The sequence below is a fragment of the Burkholderia sp. Bp9143 genome (assembly GCF_003853645.1).
Taxonomy (GTDB): Bacteria; Pseudomonadota; Gammaproteobacteria; order Burkholderiales; family Burkholderiaceae; genus Burkholderia.
Genome location: NZ_QTPO01000001.1, coordinates 228167 through 244438, shown reverse-complemented (window position 1 = coordinate 244438; position 16272 = coordinate 228167). Strand labels below are relative to the sequence as shown.

The 16272-nt window shown below is 67.9% G+C and carries 14 protein-coding genes; 7 read left to right on the top strand and 7 right to left on the bottom strand.

The window, feature by feature from the left end; translation table 11 throughout:
• From DIE23_RS01210 to DIE23_RS01200, 3 genes are read right to left on the bottom strand one after another with little or no spacing between them, the layout of a single operon-like run.
• Positions 1-1023: a DUF2891 domain-containing protein gene (locus DIE23_RS01210; protein ID WP_124610423.1), complete on the bottom strand. Its 1023-nt coding sequence runs from the start codon at positions 1021-1023 to the stop codon at positions 1-3.
• A gap of 10 nt (positions 1024-1033) precedes the next feature.
• Positions 1034-1984 carry a DUF979 domain-containing protein gene (locus DIE23_RS01205; RefSeq protein ID WP_124610422.1) on the bottom strand — a complete coding sequence of 317 codons (951 nt, stop codon included), beginning with the start codon at positions 1982-1984 and terminating at the stop codon, positions 1034-1036.
• The gene (locus tag DIE23_RS01200; RefSeq protein WP_124610421.1) at positions 1981-2670 is read right to left on the bottom strand and encodes a DUF969 domain-containing protein; all 690 of its coding nucleotides are present in this window, start codon (positions 2668-2670) and stop codon (positions 1981-1983) included. The genes DIE23_RS01205 and DIE23_RS01200 overlap by 4 nt, the downstream gene beginning before the upstream one ends.
• 347 nt (positions 2671-3017) lie before the next feature.
• Here DIE23_RS01200 and DIE23_RS01195 point away from each other — a divergent pair, with 347 nt between their 5' ends.
• Both DIE23_RS01195 and DIE23_RS01190 read left to right on the top strand, forming a co-directional pair.
• On the top strand, positions 3018-3242 hold the full coding sequence (locus DIE23_RS01195) for a hypothetical protein (RefSeq protein ID WP_124610420.1): 225 nt from the start codon (positions 3018-3020) through the stop codon (positions 3240-3242).
• 395 nt (positions 3243-3637) lie between these two features.
• Positions 3638-4642: a chemotaxis response regulator protein-glutamate methylesterase gene (locus DIE23_RS01190; protein ID WP_124610419.1), complete on the top strand. Its 1005-nt coding sequence runs from the start codon at positions 3638-3640 to the stop codon at positions 4640-4642.
• A 23-nt stretch (positions 4643-4665) separates the two neighbouring features.
• Here DIE23_RS01190 and DIE23_RS01185 read toward each other — a convergent pair whose 3' ends face one another.
• Positions 4666-5718 carry an RNA-guided endonuclease TnpB family protein gene (locus tag DIE23_RS01185; RefSeq protein WP_124610418.1) on the bottom strand — a complete coding sequence of 351 codons (1053 nt, stop codon included), beginning with the start codon at positions 5716-5718 and terminating at the stop codon, positions 4666-4668.
• Positions 5719-5887: 169 nt separating this feature from the next.
• On the opposite strand from DIE23_RS01185, the gene DIE23_RS01180 reads away from it, so the two are divergent.
• Positions 5888-6979, top strand: coding sequence for a diguanylate cyclase domain-containing protein (locus tag DIE23_RS01180; protein ID WP_124610417.1), 1092 nt, complete (start codon positions 5888-5890; stop codon positions 6977-6979).
• 4 nt (positions 6980-6983) lie between these two features.
• Here the strand turns inward: DIE23_RS01180 and DIE23_RS01175 are convergent, their stop codons facing one another.
• The gene (locus tag DIE23_RS01175) at positions 6984-9233 is read right to left on the bottom strand and encodes a bifunctional diguanylate cyclase/phosphodiesterase (RefSeq protein WP_124610416.1); all 2250 of its coding nucleotides are present in this window, start codon (positions 9231-9233) and stop codon (positions 6984-6986) included.
• 427 nt (positions 9234-9660) lie between these two features.
• Between DIE23_RS01175 and DIE23_RS01170 the strand changes: the two genes are divergently transcribed.
• A complete protein-coding gene (locus tag DIE23_RS01170) occupies positions 9661-10383 on the top strand; it encodes a haloacid dehalogenase type II (protein WP_124610415.1) in 723 nt (240 codons plus the stop codon).
• A gap of 33 nt (positions 10384-10416) precedes the next feature.
• Here DIE23_RS01170 and DIE23_RS01165 read toward each other — a convergent pair whose 3' ends face one another.
• Positions 10417-11376, bottom strand: a complete 960-nt coding sequence (locus DIE23_RS01165; RefSeq protein ID WP_124610414.1) for a LysR family transcriptional regulator — start codon at positions 11374-11376, stop codon at positions 10417-10419.
• Between the two features lie 156 nt (positions 11377-11532).
• Here DIE23_RS01165 and DIE23_RS01160 point away from each other — a divergent pair, with 156 nt between their 5' ends.
• From DIE23_RS01160 to mmsB, 3 genes are all read left to right on the top strand, one after another.
• The gene (locus tag DIE23_RS01160; protein ID WP_124610413.1) at positions 11533-12852 is read left to right on the top strand and encodes an MFS transporter; all 1320 of its coding nucleotides are present in this window, start codon (positions 11533-11535) and stop codon (positions 12850-12852) included.
• Between the two features lie 126 nt (positions 12853-12978).
• Positions 12979-14505 carry a CoA-acylating methylmalonate-semialdehyde dehydrogenase gene (locus DIE23_RS01155; RefSeq protein ID WP_124610412.1) on the top strand — a complete coding sequence of 509 codons (1527 nt, stop codon included), beginning with the start codon at positions 12979-12981 and terminating at the stop codon, positions 14503-14505.
• Positions 14506-14717: 212 nt separating this feature from the next.
• A complete protein-coding gene (gene mmsB / locus DIE23_RS01150) occupies positions 14718-15608 on the top strand; it encodes a 3-hydroxyisobutyrate dehydrogenase (RefSeq protein ID WP_124610411.1) in 891 nt (296 codons plus the stop codon).
• A 112-nt stretch (positions 15609-15720) separates the two neighbouring features.
• On the opposite strand, the gene DIE23_RS01145 is transcribed toward mmsB, so the two are convergent.
• Positions 15721-16053, bottom strand: a complete 333-nt coding sequence (locus tag DIE23_RS01145) for a hypothetical protein (protein ID WP_124610410.1) — start codon at positions 16051-16053, stop codon at positions 15721-15723.
• Positions 16054-16272 lie beyond the last annotated feature (219 nt).

Genomic DNA, 16272 nt, shown 5'->3' with positions numbered 1-16272 from the left:
CTACGCGTCCAGCGCCAGCAGCGCGAACGTCGCGAGCCAGTGCTCGCCCATATAGTCGCCGGCCACGTGCGCGAGCGCGCTCGCGAGATGCCGGTCGGCCGCATCGAGCAGCTTCGCGCGCCGCGCGTCGCCGTCGGGCAGCGCGCCGGCGAGCGAGCGCTGGCACCACGCGCGGCTCAAATTCAATCCGTCCAGATGCGCGATCTTGCCGTCGCTGCGGTCGCTGACCGTCGCCGGCACGAACAGCGTCGCCGGCTCGCCGCGCGCGAGATCCGGCAAGAAGCGCGCGAACCAGCCGTCGAATTCGGCAGCCGGCAGCACGCGCCGCATCAGTTCCGCCTCCATCAGCGCGGGCGACAGGAACTCGTCGCCCGACGGTTCCCACGCCTGGCACGCGACATCGCCCAGGTGCCAGCGTTTCGCCGTATCGACGATCAGTGCCGCGAGCCCGTCGCGCTGCGTCGCGCGCGCGAAGTCGAACGCGAGCGCCAGCGCGAACGCGGTGTTGAAGTGCGTGCCGACGCGCAGCGGATAGGTCGCCTTCGGCAGGAAGGTCTCGAAGCGCGCGACGAACAGGTCGGTGAGCGGCGCCATCGTCTTCGCCCAGCGGGCCGCCTGCGGCATCACGCCCTTCAGCGCGAGCCGCTCCAACTGCGCGGACAGCGCCAGCAGCCACGCCCATCCGTAAGGCCGCTCGAAGCCGCTGTTGTGCGGCAGCGCGAGATACGCGCGTTCGCCGGCGACGTTCGCGTCGGTGAAATGCGCGTCGACGACCCCGATGATCCGCTCGGCCTCCGGCAGCGCCGGATAGCGTTCGAGCACGCGCAGCACGAGCCAGTAGCCGTGCACGCACGAATGCCAGTCGTAGCTGCCGTAGAAGATCGGATGCAGCGCGCGCGGCCCCTGCACGTCGTGCGGGCCTTCGAGCGAATGCGTGAGCTTGTTCGGATATTCGCGGGTCAGGTGCGCGAGCGCGAGCGACGCGAATTTCGACGCGAGTTCGGGAGTCAGTCTGTCGGTCATGGGGATCTCGTCAGAAGCGGAATACGAACGCGTACATCAGCAACGTGTTCACGGCCAGCAGCAGCACGGCGGTCGGCCACTGCGCCTTGATCACGCCGTTCTTGTCCTTCAGTTCGAGCAGCGCGGCCGGCACGATGTTGAAGTTCGCGGCCATCGGCGTCATCAGCGTACCGCAGAAGCCGCTCAGCATCCCGATCGCGCCGAGGATCGCCGGGTTGCCATGGAACTGGTGGACGATCAGCGGCAGGCCGATGCCGGCCGTCATCACCGGGAACGCGGCGAACCCGTTGCCCATGATCATCGTGAACAGCGCCATGCCGACCGTATAGGCGGCGACGACCGCGAACGGTGAATCGATCGGCACCCAGTCCTTCACGAGCCCCGACACCACGCCGCCGACGCCCGCGACCGCGAACAGCGCGCCGAGCGCCGCGAGCATCTGCGGCAGGATCGCGGCCCAGCCGACCGCGTCCATCGTGTGACGCGCCTCCTTCAGCGCGTGCACGGGCGAATCGCGCAGCATCACGAGCGCGACGGCGAACGCGACGAGCGTGCCGAGCACGAGCGAGATCAGCGTCACGCTCTTCGGATCGACGAACGGCACGAGCTTGAGCGCGAACGTGCCGATCAGCGTGACCACGGGAATCAGCAGCGCCGGCAGGAACAGCCTGTTGCCAAAGCGCAGCGCCTTCGCGTCGCGCCGCGCGGCCGCCGCCTCGCCGGCTTCGTCCGACTTGCCGCGCCCGAGCTTGCCCGAGCCCGCGATCAGCGCGAGCGCGATCGCGAGGCAGCCCGTCACGAAGTGCGGCAACAGCGCGCCGAACAGGAACGTGAGCGCGTAGATCGCCCAGAACGCGAAATTGACGACGCGGCGCGGGTTCGTGCGGTCGGTCAGGTTGAAGCACGCGAACGCGGCGAACATCAGCCCGGCGAGCGTGTACAGCGGTTCGAGGCCGATCATCGCGCGCCCTCCCGCCCGAACGCGCCGAAGCCGCGCGACAGCCGATGGTCGAGCAGCGCGAGCCGTGTGCAGTGAATCAGCAGCGCGGCGACCGCGGTCGGGATCGCCCAGACCGACAGGTGCAGCGGCTCGATCGCGATGCCGTTCTGTTCGAGAAAGCCCTTGATCAGCAGGATCGACTGGATCGCGATGAAGATGTCCTCGCCGAAGAACACGGCGACGTTGTCGGCGGCCGACGCGTGCGCGCGAATCTGCTGGCGCACCGCTTCCGGCAGGTCGCCGTGCCGGCCGACGGCCGCGGCCTCGGCCATCGGCGCGATCAGCGGCCGCACCATCTGCGCGTGTCCGCCGAGCGACGTGAGGCCGAGCGCGGCCGTCACCTGGCGCAGCACGAAATACAGCATCAGCACGCGGCCGGTGGTCGCCGCCTGCACGCGCGAGATCATCCGCTTCGCCTGTTCCTTGAGCCCGTTGCGCTCGAGCAGCGCGATCACCGGCAGCGTCAGCCAGATCAGCCCCATGTAGCGGTTGTCGGTGAACGCCTTGCCGAATGCACTGACGATGTCGACAAGATTCATCCCGCCCGCGAGCCCCGTCGCGAGGCCCGCGATCGTGACCACCAGCAGCGCGTTGAAGCGCAGCGCGAAACCGATCACGACGATCGGCACCCCAATCAGCACCAGCATTGCCCCTCCTAGTGTCGGATGCACGGCGCCGTGAACACGTGCCGCCCGCCCGGTTTCGACCGGGTTCAGGCCGCAAAATCTAACACGAGACTTTATCGATAAAAAGTCGACAATTTGATGCTTCGGGTAAACGTTGAAACCGGTACGACGGTGCGCCGGCCGTGTGTCCGCAACGTTTCAGCGGTGTTTCGTCCCAACGATCGGCGGCGGGCGGCAACGGCGACGCGCGCGTGGTACGCACGCTTCCGGCGGGCAAACCGCGGGCGGCCGACGCCCCCGCCGCGCATGGCGGAGCGCCGGTGCGCCGACTAAACTGGAAGGCATCGGCAACGTACGGGAGAGCCGCCATGATTGACGTATTCCAGACCATCGGCAGCCGCGCGTTCTCGGCTCATCTGGCGAAGGACGGGATGGTGACGCTGATGGAACAACGCCATGAAGTCGACCGCGTGACGCTCGCGACCGCCTATGCCGCGCTCGTCGAGGAATCGGAGCAGGAAAGCGACCTGCGCGATGCGACGGTCGAAGGCATGATGCGCGCGCTGATCCAGGGGTACGCGCGCAGCCATTGAACGACTGAACGCGTGCGGGCCGCCGTATGGCCGGCTCGCCAGCGCCGTGCCGTGCCCGCCCCCTCCGGGCGCTCGCCCCTTCCTGCCGAAACGAACGCGCCGGCATCGCGCGCCGGCCGCCCGTTTCCGCAGCGCCGCAAGGCCGCGTGCGCGGCTTTCCGCCGCGCGGACAGGCAAGAAATGCCGCCCGGCCATTGAGGAAAGGGTCGGAACGACGCAATGCGCAAATTTTTCGATTGCCGCCGTTCACGCCGCATGACAGCATGCGGGCGTCGCCAATCGAAAAGAATTCCGTGCCGTCCGCCCGCCGATGCCGTTCGGCGCGCCGAACCGGCACTGCCTTTCATGAACCCGGCCCATATCCAACACTACGAACCGACCGGAGTATCCCGCTTGTGAACATCGGCATCGTCAACGACCTCCCGCTTGCCGTCGAGGCGATGCGCCGTGCGCTCGCGCGCCGGCCCGAGCATCGCGTGCTGTGGGTCGCGACCGACGGCGCGCAGGCCGTCGACCTGTGCGCCGCGCAACCGCCCGACGTCGTGCTGATGGATCTGATCATGCCGAAGTTCGACGGGATCGAGGCGACGCGGCGGATCATGCGTTCCAGCCGCCCGTGCGCGATCCTGATCGTGACGAGCTGCATCGGCGCGAACGCATGGCGCGTGTTCGAGGCGATGGGCGCCGGTGCGCTCGACGCGGTCGATACGCCGCGCCTCGGCGAAGGCGCGGCCGGCGACACCGCGCGGCTGCTGCTCGCCAAGATCGACCAGATCGGCCGCCTGCTCGACGCGCCCGGCGGCGTCCGCGCGGCCGGCATCGCCTCACGCGTGGGCGGCGGCCCGCTGATCGCGATCGGCGCGTCCGCCGGCGGCCCCAGTGCGCTCGCGTCGATCCTCGGCAGCCTGCCGGCCGACTTCAGCGCGCCGATCGTGATCGTCCAGCACGTCGATCGCGCGTTCGCCGAAGGGATGGCGCAATGGCTCGACGGCCAGACACCGCTGACCGTGCGCGTCGCGCACGAGGGCGACCGCCCGCAGCCGGGCGTCGCGCTCCTCGCGGCGACCGACGATCACCTGCGCATCACACGCACCGGCACGCTCGAGTACACGCGCGAACCGGCCGCCACGCCGTACCGGCCGTCGGTCGACGTATTCTTCAACAGCCTGACCGAGCACTGGCCGGGCCGCGTGATCGGCGTGCTGCTGACCGGCATGGGGCGCGACGGCGCGATCGGCCTGAAGGCATTGCGGATGAAGGGCTATCACACGATCGCGCAGGACGAGGCGACCAGCGCCGTCTACGGCATGCCGAAGGCGGCCGCGACGCTCGGCGCCGCGCGCGCGATCCTGCCGCTCGAGCGCATCGCGGGCGAGCTGGCGGCGCTCGCGCGGATCTGAACCGTTGACATCCTCCTCCGCGCCTAAAGGCGGAGGATTCCCACACCTGGCGATGCACGTCCGCATCGGAGAATGTTCACAGCAGCGTTGGTATCTCGATCATGCTCGACACCACAGTCACTGCAGGCCCACTCTCTTACTCGCAGCCCCGCGATACCTTTCGGCCGCGTCGTGCTGTCTTTCGACCCACACGCCGAACAGGACTGGGTGGAACCGCTTTCGTCGACTTCCTCAAGCGTGGCCCCGTGCGCGATCGCCTTGTAACGGAGCTTGTCCCGAAAGGACGACCAGGATGCGTCGTAGACGCTCTTCGCCATGCTGGTTCTGGCGAGCTTCGCGGCCGACACGTTGCCGACCGCGATGTAATCGAAACGCCGCACCAGATCGAGCGCGAGCTTGTGTTGGAAATCGGCACGGGCATTCGCGACCTTGGCGTGCAACTTCGCGATATGCCGCTTGTGCTTTCGCGCCCGTTGCGCTTTTGCGAGATTCTCGGCCGCGCATCGACCGAACCGATCGTTGGGCAGTTTCTCACCGGTCGAAAGTGTGGCGAAGTCTTTCAAGCCCAAATCGATGCCGATACCGGAACGGATCGGGCGGGCCTGAACATCGGGCATCTCGATCGCGATGTTGAGAAACCAGTTGCCGCGCGCATCCTGCGCGAAGTTGGTTCCGTCCTTGATCTTGCCTTCGGGAAGCGGCCTGCTGTTGAACACGCGAAAGGCGTTGCCACCAAAGCGAAATGCGTCGCCCTCGCGCTTCAGGTCGCGGCCCTTCAGCGGCACCCAACCCAGCGATTTCCTGCCGCGATAGCGCAGGTAGGGCCGATGGCGCTGACTGCGCGACTTCGCGTACTGCTCGCACGTAGCGTTGATCGTGCCGGAGTGGATGCCGAGCGCCTTGCTGCTGCCGGTGGTGAGCACGTTCAAGTCGAAACCCGTCGGCCACTTCTTGCTCCACTTGAGCGCGTGCTTCTGCGTATCGTTGCAGAAGTTCCAGACGTAGTTCACCGCGCGGCTCTGCTTGTTAAGCAGTCCGTTGAGCGACTTCACGCGGTAGCGGTAGACAAGGATCATGCCGGTGATCCTAACCCGTGGAAGAAGCTGCCTGTCAACAGCACGCCTTTCCTTCCCGCCATTCGCCCCGAAGGAAGTCCCCTTGGGGGAAATGGCGGGGTTTCTCGGGGCAAATTCGGATGAAACTCCGTTACACCCTTCGCAGCCATGGCGCAACCTGGCATCAATCATGACTAGCGATTTCACCCGCCCGCCCGGCGGCCCGCATGCGGCGTTCGACGCCGCACACGTCCGGCCCACGCCGCACGCCGACGCCCCTGCGATGGTCCTGCTGGTCGACGACCAGACGATCGTCGCGGAAGCCATCCGGCGCGCGCTCGTCGACGAGGACGGCATCGACTTCCACTACTGCCCGCGCTCCGACGATGCGCTGGCGACCGCGATCGAGACACGGCCGACGGTGATCCTGCAGGATCTCGTGATGCCCGGCACCGACGGGCTGAGTCTCGTGAAGGCGTACCGCGCGAATCCGGCGACCCGCGACGTGCCGATCATCGTGCTGTCGACGCAGGAAGAGCCGGTGATCAAGAGCGCCGCGTTCGCGACCGGCGCGAACGACTACCTCGTGAAACTGCCCGACCGCATCGAGCTGATCGCGCGGATCCGCTATCACTCGCGCTCGTACATGAACCTGCTGCAGCGCGACGAGGCCTATCGCGCGCTGCGGCAATCGCAGCAGCAACTGCTCGAGGCCAATCTCGAACTGCGGCGCCTCACGCATTCGGACGGCCTGACCGGGCTGTCGAACCGCCGCTATCTCGACGAATACCTGGCCGCCGAATGGCGGCGCGGCACGCGCGAGCGCAGCGAGCTGTCGCTGCTGATGATCGACGTCGACAACTTCAAGCTGTACAACGACACGTACGGCCACGTATCGGGCGACAGCGTGCTCAAGCAGGTCGCCACGACCATCGAGCGCTGCCTCGGGCAGTCCGGCGATCTTGCCGCGCGTTTCGGCGGCGAGGAGTTCGCGGTCGTGATGCCGGCCACGTCGCCGGGCGCCGCGCGGCTGCTCGGCGAGAAGATCCGCCTCGCGGTCGAGGCGCTGCGGATCGAGCACGCGCACTCGTCGACGGGCCGCTACGTGACGATCAGCATCGGCGGCGCAAGCATCGTGCCGGCCCCCGGCCTGCCGACGACGTCGCTGATCGAGGCGGCCGATCGCGCGCTGTATCGCGCGAAGCACGACGGCAAGAATCGCGTCGAGATCGATGCGCCGCCAGCGCCCGCTGTTCCGCCGGCCGGCGGTGGTTTCGCCTGAACGCCTATACGGTGACGAGGCGGCGCGCGTAGTCGGTCGGATCGAGCGGCCGGCCGAACAGGTAGCCCTGCTGCATGTCGCAGCCGATCTGCTGCAGGAACCACGACTGCGCCTGGGTCTCGACGCCTTCCGCGGTGACCTTCATCCCGAGCGAATGCGCCATCGCGACCACGGCCTGCGTGATCGCGACCGAGTCGCGATGATCGGGCACGCCCGACACGAACGAACGGTCGACCTTCAGGTTGTGCAGCGGAAAACGCTTCAGGTACGCGAGCGACGAGTAGCCGGTGCCGAAATCGTCGACCGAGATCCGCACGTTCATGTCCGTGAGCGCTTCGAGCATCGGCAGCACGGTGTCCGTGTCGTTCATCAGCAGTCCTTCGGTAATCTCCAGCTCGAGCGCACCCGGATCGAGCTGCGTTTGCGCGAGGCAGTGGTAGACCGACTCGACGAGCCCTTCGTGGAACTGCCGCGGCGACAGGTTGACCGCCAGCATCAGGTCGGGCGCGATCGTGCGGCGCCACTCGGCGGCCTGTCGGCAGGCCGTTTCGAGCACCCACCGGCCGATCGCGACGATGAGCCCGGTGTCTTCCGCGACCGGGATGAATTCCGCCGGCGACATCGGCCCGAGCTCGGGGCTCGTCCAGCGCAGCAGCGCTTCGGCGCCGACCGTGCGGCCGCTGCGCGCGTCGACGACAGGCTGGTAGGCGAGCTGCAGCGCATCCGACGAAATCGCGCGACGCAACGACTGCTCGATCGCGAAGCGGCGCTGCAGACGCAGGTTCAGTTGCGCGGTGAAGAACGTGAAGTGATTGCGGCCGCGCTGCTTCGCGTCGTACATCGCGGAATCGGCGTTGCGCATCAGCGTGACCGCATCGTCGCCGTCGCGCGGCGCGACACTGATCCCGATCGACACGCCGAGCCAGTACTCGTTGTTCGCGATCTCGAACGGCTTCGCGATCGTGTCGATCACCTCGCGCGCGAGCACGGCCAGCGCATCGGGATCGTCGCAGTGATCGACGAGGATCACGAACTCGTCGCCGCCGACGCGCGTGAGCGCGTGGCGCCCGCCCGCGCAGGCCGCGAGGCGCGCCGCGACGCTGCGCAGCAGCGCGTCGCCGGCGTCGTGGCCGGCCGTGTCGTTGACCTTCTTGAAGCCGACGAGATCGATGAACAGGATCGCGACACGTGCGGGCCCGGCCGCCGCATCGCGCGCGCCGAACAGCTCGCGCATCCGGTCGGAGAGCCAGCGCCGGTTGTAGAGGCCCGTCAGCGCGTCGCGCGTCGCCAGGTAGCGCAGTTGCTGCTGCGCTTCGCGCACGGGGCCGATGTCGTGAAACGACACGAGCACCGATTCGGCCTGCGTCTCGCCCGGCTTCACGATCGGCACCGCGTTGCCGCGCACCCAGATGATGTCGCCGTCGGCGAGCCCGAAGCCGACCGAGTAGTCGAGTTGCGGCATGGCCGTCTCGATCGCGCGCCGGCTCGGCCAGTCGTCGGGCGCGATCGGCGTGCCGTCCTCGTGCAGTTTGTACAGAACCACCGTCGACAGCCTGAGGCCGACGAGGTCGCCCTTCGCCCGCATCATCCGGTTCGCGCTCGGATTGCTCGCGACCACCACGCCGTCGCGCGACACGACGAGAATCCCTTCGTTCAGGCTGTTGACGACCAGGCGGTGATGTTCCTCGCTGCGCGCGAGCTGCCGTGCGATCCAGTCCTGGTGCACCGCGAGGCCGACGCTGTTGCCGATATCGCGCAGCAGGTCGGTTTCCGCGTCGGTGGGCCGCCGCGGCGCGCGGTGATAGACGGCGAACGCGCCGAGCACGGCGCCCGTATCGTCCAGGAACGGCACTGACCAGCACGCGCGCAGGCCGAGCGGCAACGCGAACGAACGATAGTCGGCCCACAGCGGATCGGTTTCGATGTCTTCGACGGCGACCATCCGGCGCTCGTACATCGCCGTGCCGCACGAGCCCGCGGCGGGCCCGATCGATGCACCGTCGATCGCCGCGCTGTACTGCGCGGGCAGCGACGGCGCGGCGCCGACGTGCACATGCACGCCGTCCGCGTCGAGCAGCAGGATCGTGCACGACGCGCCGTCGCCGAGCAGCGCCTCGGCGCGCCGGCATACCTCGACGAGCAGTTCCGGCAGCGGTGTGTTGCGCGTGATCAGCCTCAGCACGCTTTGCTCGGACGCGAGTACCTCCGCCGCGAGGCCAAGGCTGTAGCGAGAACTTTGCGGTTCGGTATTCAAGACGAATCCTGCCGTCAGTTCGACCGGGTCTGATGCGCCCGATTCGTTAGCGATTCTTCGTGCCATTTTTTATCGCTCCGGGTCTACACGAACCGGGGCGTCCCCATGCGCCCGCCGCAACGCGCACCAAAATACATTTAACACCAATCCGCGACGCCCCGCGCATCCGCATTCATCAGGGCTTACGCGCGGTCGCGGCTATCATGCGTGCCGGCGCTATTCGTCTGATGATTCGGCGCGCCGTCCCGGCCGCCGTCAGTCCTTGATAGGGTCAGCGAAACAGTCGATCAGCAGCAACCCGTGCGCGTCAATCGCGACGACGCGGCCAGCCGCGGCTGCGGATACGTGCTTCAATGAGGTTCGAACCGGCGTCGCGCGCCGCCACACGGCGCATCGCGCCCCCCTCCACCGACCTTCGCGGAATCCCATGACGAACTCTGCCGACATCAAGGCGCTCGTTTTCGACGTGTTCGGAACGATCGTCGACTGGAGAACCGGCGTCGCGCGCGAGGCCGCCACGTTCCTGGCGCGCCATGCGCCGGATCGCGATCCGTTCGAATTCGCCGATACGTGGCGCCGCGAATATTCGCCGTCGATGGAGGAGATCCGCAGCGGGCGCAGGCGCTACGTGCGGCTCGACGTGCTGCATCGCGAGAACCTCGTGCGCACGCTCGACCGCTACGGGATCGACGGCGTGCCCGACGCGGAGATCGACGCGCTCAACCTCGCGTGGCACCGGCTCGATCCGTGGCCCGATTCCGTCGCGGCGCTGCAGCGGCTGAAGCAGCGCTACGTGATCGCGCCGCTGTCGAACGGCAATATCCGGCTGATGGTCGACGTCGCGAAACACGGGGGCCTGCCATGGGACGCGATCCTCGGCGCCGAAGTCGCGCACGCGTACAAGCCGTCGCCGATGGTCTATACCGAAGCGGTCGAGATTCTCGGCGTCGAACCGGCCGAGCTGTGCCTGGTCGCCGCGCACAACGGCGACCTCGCCGCCGCGCGGCAACTCGGGCTCGCCACCGCGTTCGTGCTGCGGCCGACCGAACACGGGCCAAACCAGACGACGGACCTGAAAGCCGACGATGCGTGGGACTTCGACGTCAAGGACCTGAACGAACTCGCGGACCGGCTCGGTTGCGCCGGTTGAGCGCCGGCTGCGCCGCCGTCATCCGCCGATCCGCTATTCCGGATCCCCGACGAACCGAAGCCGCTCCGATTCCCCCATCAGCAATTCCCGATTCGCCTCCGCCGCCGCGCGCAGGTAATCCCATAGCGCCGTCACGCGCCGCAGCTTGCGCAGATCCTCGCGACACGTCAGCCAGAAGCACCGCGTGACCACCACGTCGTCCGGCAACACCGGCACCAGCGCCGGCTGCGTGGCCGCCATGAAGCACGGCAGGATCGCGAGCGCGCCGCCCTGCAGCGCCGCGAACACCTGCGCGATCACGCTCGTCGTGCGCAGCCCGGCCGTCGCGCCGGGCACCGCGCGCTCCAGGTACAGCAGCTCGCTGCTGAACGCGAGATCGTCGACGTAGCTGATGAACGCATGCCGCGCGAGATCGTCGGTGCAGGTGATGGGCGGATGATTCGCCAGATAGTCGCGCGTCGCATAGAGCCGCAACTGGTAGTCGCACAGCTTCGTGACCACGTAAGGCCCGCGTTCGGGCCGCTCGAGCGTGATCGCCAGGTCGGCCTCGCGCTTCGGCAGGTTGACGAAATGCGGGACCGGCAGCAGGTCGACCGTCACGTGCGGATGGGCGACGCGAAACCGCGCCAGCTGCGGCGCGAGGAAAAAGCAGCCGAACCCTTCGGTCGACCCGATCCGCACGTGGCCGGACAGTGCCTCGCCGGTATTCGCGACCTGGTCGCATGCGGACTGCACGGTCGTCTCCATCGCGTCCGCATACGCGACGAGCCGCTGCCCCTCGGCCGTCAGCGTGAAGCCGCCGGAGCGCGACTTGTCGAACAGCAGCGTGCCCATCGCGGATTCGAGTGCGCGAATGCGCCGCGCGACGGTCGTGTAGTCGACCCCGAGCCGCTTCGCCGCCCCGCTCGCGCGCTGCGTGCGGGCGACTTCGAGGAAGAAGCGCAGGTCGTCCCAGTTCAGGTTGCCGGAAACCGGCTCGGTGGCGTGTCGCATCGGCGGAAAAAAGGGCAGGCGTCTCAGGGCCGGCCGTCGATATGCATAAATGCACATCCAACCGGTTTTCTTGTCGGTACATCATGGATCCGCGCATAACTATACTCGACCGTGACCTGCGGACCATGAGCCGCGGGCAATAAAACCGGAGACACCATGCAGACGCGATCCACCCTCGATGAGCATGCAACCATCGCGGCGCCGGCACCCGCCCGCACCGCGAAGCACTACCTGCTGGCCGGCTGGGCCAGCATGGCCGGCACCACGATCGAGTGGTACGACTTCTTCCTCTACGGCACCGCCGCCGCGCTCGTATTCAACCGCATCTTCTTCCCGTCGCTGGACCCGGTCGTCGGCACGCTCGCCGCATTCGGCACGTTCGCGGTCGGGTTCATCGGCCGGCCGATGGGCGGCATCGTGTTCGGTCACTTCGGCGACCGCATCGGCCGCAAGTCGATGCTGATGATCACGCTGCTGCTGATGGGCGTGCCGAGCATGATCATCGGGCTGATCCCGTCGTACGACCGCATCGGCTACTGGGCCGCCGCGCTCTTGATCGCGATGCGGTTCCTGCAGGGGATGGCGGTCGGCGGCGAATGGGGCGGCGCGGTGCTGATGGCAGTCGAGCACGCGCCGAAGGGCCGCAAGGGGCTGTTCGGCAGCCTGCCGCAGACGGGCGTCGGGCTCGGGCTGATCCTGTCGTCGGTCGCGATGGCCGCGGTGGCCGCGCTGCCGGAAGCCGACATGCTGTCGTGGGGCTGGCGCGTGCCGTTCCTCGCGAGCATCGCGCTGGTCGGCCTCGGCTGGTTCATCCGCGCGAAGGTGCCGGAGTCGCCGGACTTCGAGAAGATGCAGCGCCGTGGCAAGGCCGAGAAGTCGCCGGTGACGGCCGCGCTGCGCCGCCATCCGCGCGAGGTGCTGACGATCGTCGGCGCGCGCGCCGCCGAGAACACGTGGTTCTACATCGTCGTCACGTTCGCGCTCGCGTATGCGACGCAGCAGCTGCATCTGCCGAAGGCCGAGATGCTGCACGCGATCACGGCCGGCGCGGCGCTGTCGCTCGTCACGATGCCGCTGTGCGGGCACCTCAGCGACCGCATCGGCCAGCGCCGGATGTTCGCGATCGGCCTCGTGCTGATGTGCGCGTTCGCGGCGCCGTTCTTCATGATGCTCGGCACGCAGCAGACGTCGTATGCATGGTGGGCGATCGTGCTCGGCCTCGGCGTCGTGTTCCCGATTCTCTATGCACCGGAGTCTCTGCTGTTCGCACAGCAGTTCCCGGCGGAAATCCGCTACAGCGGCATCTCGCTGTCGGTGCAGCTCGCCGGCGTGATCGGCGGCGGCTTCGCGCCGATGATCGCGACGTCGCTGCTCAAGGCCGGCGGCGGCCAGCCGCACTACGTGATCGCGTACCTCGTCGGTTTCGGCGTGTTCGCACTCGCGTGTACCGCATTGATGCGTCCGGCACGTCCGTAAGCACATCGACGCGCGCCGGCCCGCATCGACCCGATTCCTGTTTGACCTGCCGTCCGCCGTGGCCGCACGCGCGACGGACGCAGGCCGCCCTTTTTCCTCGCACCATCGTTTCCCGGAGAGTTCACAATGAACGCCGCAGTTCCCCAGACCACCCTCGCCCTGCCCACCGCCAAGCTGCTGATCGACGGCGCGTTCGTCGAATCGCAAAGCGCCGAATGGGGCGACATCGTCAACCCCGCGACGCAGGAAGTGATCGGCCGCGTGCCGTACGCGACGCTCGACGAGGTCGATGCCGCGATCGCGTCCGCGCAGCGCGCGTTCCAGACCTGGAAGACGACGCCGATCGGCGCGCGGCTGCGCATCATGCTGAAGTTCCAGGACCTGGTGCGCCGCAATCTCGAACGGATCGCGCACACGCTGACGGCCGAGCAAGGCAAGACGCTGCCCGACGCGCAGGGCGACATCTTCCGCGGCCTCGAAGTGGTCGAGCACGCGTGCTCGATCGGCACGCTGCAGCAAGGCGAGTTCGCGGAGAACGTCGCGGGCGGCGTCGACACCTACACGCTGCGCCAGCCGATCGGCGTGTGCGCGGGCATCACGCCGTTCAACTTCCCCGGGATGATCCCGTTGTGGATGTTCCCGATGGCGATCGTGTGCGGCAACACGTTCGTGCTGAAGCCGTCCGAACAGGATCCGCTGTCGACGATGCAGCTCGTCGAACTCGCGATCGAGGCTGGCGTGCCGCAGGGCGTGCTGAACGTCGTGCACGGCGGCAAGACCGTCGTCGATCGTCTCTGCACGCACCCGGACATCAAGGCGATCTCGTTCGTCGGCTCGACGCGCGTCGGCACGCACGTGTACAACCTCGGCAGCCAGCACGGCAAGCGCGTGCAGTCGATGATGGGCGCGAAGAACCACGCGGTCGTGCTGCCCGATGCGCACCGCGAGCAGTCGATCAACGCGCTGGTCGGCGCGGGCTTCGGCGCGGCCGGCCAACGTTGCATGGCGACGTCGGTCGTCGTGCTGGTCGGCAAGGCCCGCGACTGGCTGCCCGATCTGGTCGAGAAGGCGAAGGCGCTGAAGGTCAACGCGGGTGCCGAAGCCGGCACGGACGTCGGGCCGGTCGTATCGAAGGCCGCGAAGGCGCGCATCCTGTCGCTGATCGACGCGGGCGTGAAGGAAGGCGCGACGCTGCTGCTCGACGGCCGCGACGTGAAGGTGCCCGGCTACGAGCAGGGCAACTTCGTCGGCCCGACGATCTTCTCGGGCGTGACGACCGACATGTCGATCTATACGGAAGAAATCTTCGGGCCGGTGGTGGTCGTGCTCGAAGCCGACACGCTCGACGACGCGATCGCGCTCGTCAACCGCAATCCGATGGGCAACGGCGTCGGCCTGTTCACGCAGAGCGGCGCGGCCGCGCGCAAGTTCCAGAGCGAGATCGACATCGGCCAGGTCGGCATCAACATCCCGATCCCGGTGCCGGTCCCCTACTTCAGCTTCACCGGCTCGCGCGGCTCGAAGCTCGGCGATCTCGGCCCTTACGGCAAGCAGGTCGTGCAGTTCTATACGCAGACGAAGACGGTCACCGCGCGCTGGTTCGACGACGACGCGACGGTCGGCGGCGTGAACACGACGATCGCGCTGCGCTGATCGCTATGCATGGGACCGGAATAGGCGTTGACGTGCCAAGTCCGGTCGACCGCGAAGCATGGGACCGGACCAAGCGCTGAAGTGCCAAGTCCGGTCGACCGCGAAGCATGGGACCGGACCAAGCGCTAAAGCGCCAAGTCCGGTCGACCGCGAAGCATGGGACCGGACTAAGCGCTGAAGCGCCAAGTCCGGTCGACAAAGGAAACCTGTACATGGAAATCGCATTCATCGGGCTCGGCAACATGGGCGGCCCCATGGCCGCCAACCTGCTCAAGGCCGGCCACGCACTGACGGTGTTCGACCTCGACACGCATGCGGTCGACACCGCGGTGCGCGCGGGCGCGACGGCGGCGGCGTCGCCGCGTGACGCGGCCGCCCGCGCATCGCTGGTGATCACGATGCTGCCGGCCGCGCAGCACGTGCGCGCGGTCTACCTCGGCGACGACGGCGTGCTGGCCGGCGCGCGCGCCGGCGCAACGTTCGTCGACTGCAGCACGATCGATCCGGGCACCGTGCGCGCGGTGGCCGACGCCGCCGCCCAACGCAACTTCCCGCTAGCCGACGCGCCGGTGTCGGGCGGCACCGGCGGCGCGCAGGCCGGCACGCTGACCTTCATGGTCGGCGCGGAAGCCGCGCTGTTCGAACGCATCCGCCCTGTGCTGCTCGACATGGGGAAGAACGTCGTGCACTGCGGCGGCACGGGCACCGGGCAGATCGCGAAGATCTGCAACAACCTGCTGCTCGGGATCTCGATGATGGGCGTGTCGGAAGCGATGGCGCTCGGCGCCGCGCTCGGCATCGATCCGGCCGTGCTGGCCGGCATCATCAACACGTCGACCGGCCGCTGCTGGAGCTCGGACACGTACAACCCGTACCCGGGTGTGAACGACGCGGCGCCCGCCGCGCGCGGCTATGCGGGCGGTTTCGCCGCGAACCTGATGCTGAAGGATCTCGGGCTCGCGACCGAAGCCGCGCGCAGCGCACGGCAGCCAGTGTGGATGGGCGCGCTCGCGCAACAGCTCTATCAGTCGATGAGCCAGCAGGGGCTCGGCACGCTCGACTTCTCCGCGTGCGTGAAGCTGTACGAGGCGCAGCCGGCGTAACGCAGCCGACGGACGTGCGCCGACCCGCGATGCCCGTCAACGGCATCGCGGGTCGGTTCACGTTCGGAGCAGCGCGGGCGAGAGGGTCGCGACCGCGCGGGCGGCGCGGCGCTTATCCGCGCGGATTCGACGCCGTCTCGAAGGTCGGATGGCACTCGAACGCGAGTTCCGAGCGCGCGTCGACGCGGCGGCCGCCGGTCACCGACTCCTGCTTCAGGCTCGCGCGCATGCCGCGCTGCGTGCAGTAGCTGGTCGCTTCGTTGACGGCTTTCTCATGGGCGTCGGCCCACGTCGTCGACACGCCGAGCGTGCGCGTCGTCACGGTGAAGACGTTCGGGTTCGACGTCGTGGTCACATCGGAGGCGGTCGAACACGCGGCGAGCAAGCATGCAACAGCCGCGATGGTCAACCCTCGAAGGGATCGAAAAGGTACAGGAATGGACATTGAGGGCAAGCGCACGTCGATTCGACGGCATTGAGCAACATAGGCGACAGTATGCCTGCCCGATCACCGGAGATCATGCCCTTTTCAGTGAACACATTGTTTCGAATGGTTAAACGATGAACCGACGCCGGCAAGATTTACGGCCCGCGTCTCGCCCGTCGTTGCCCCGTGTGTCGCTTTTCCCTGTTGGCGCGCGGCTTCTGCCCCTCCACCGGCATC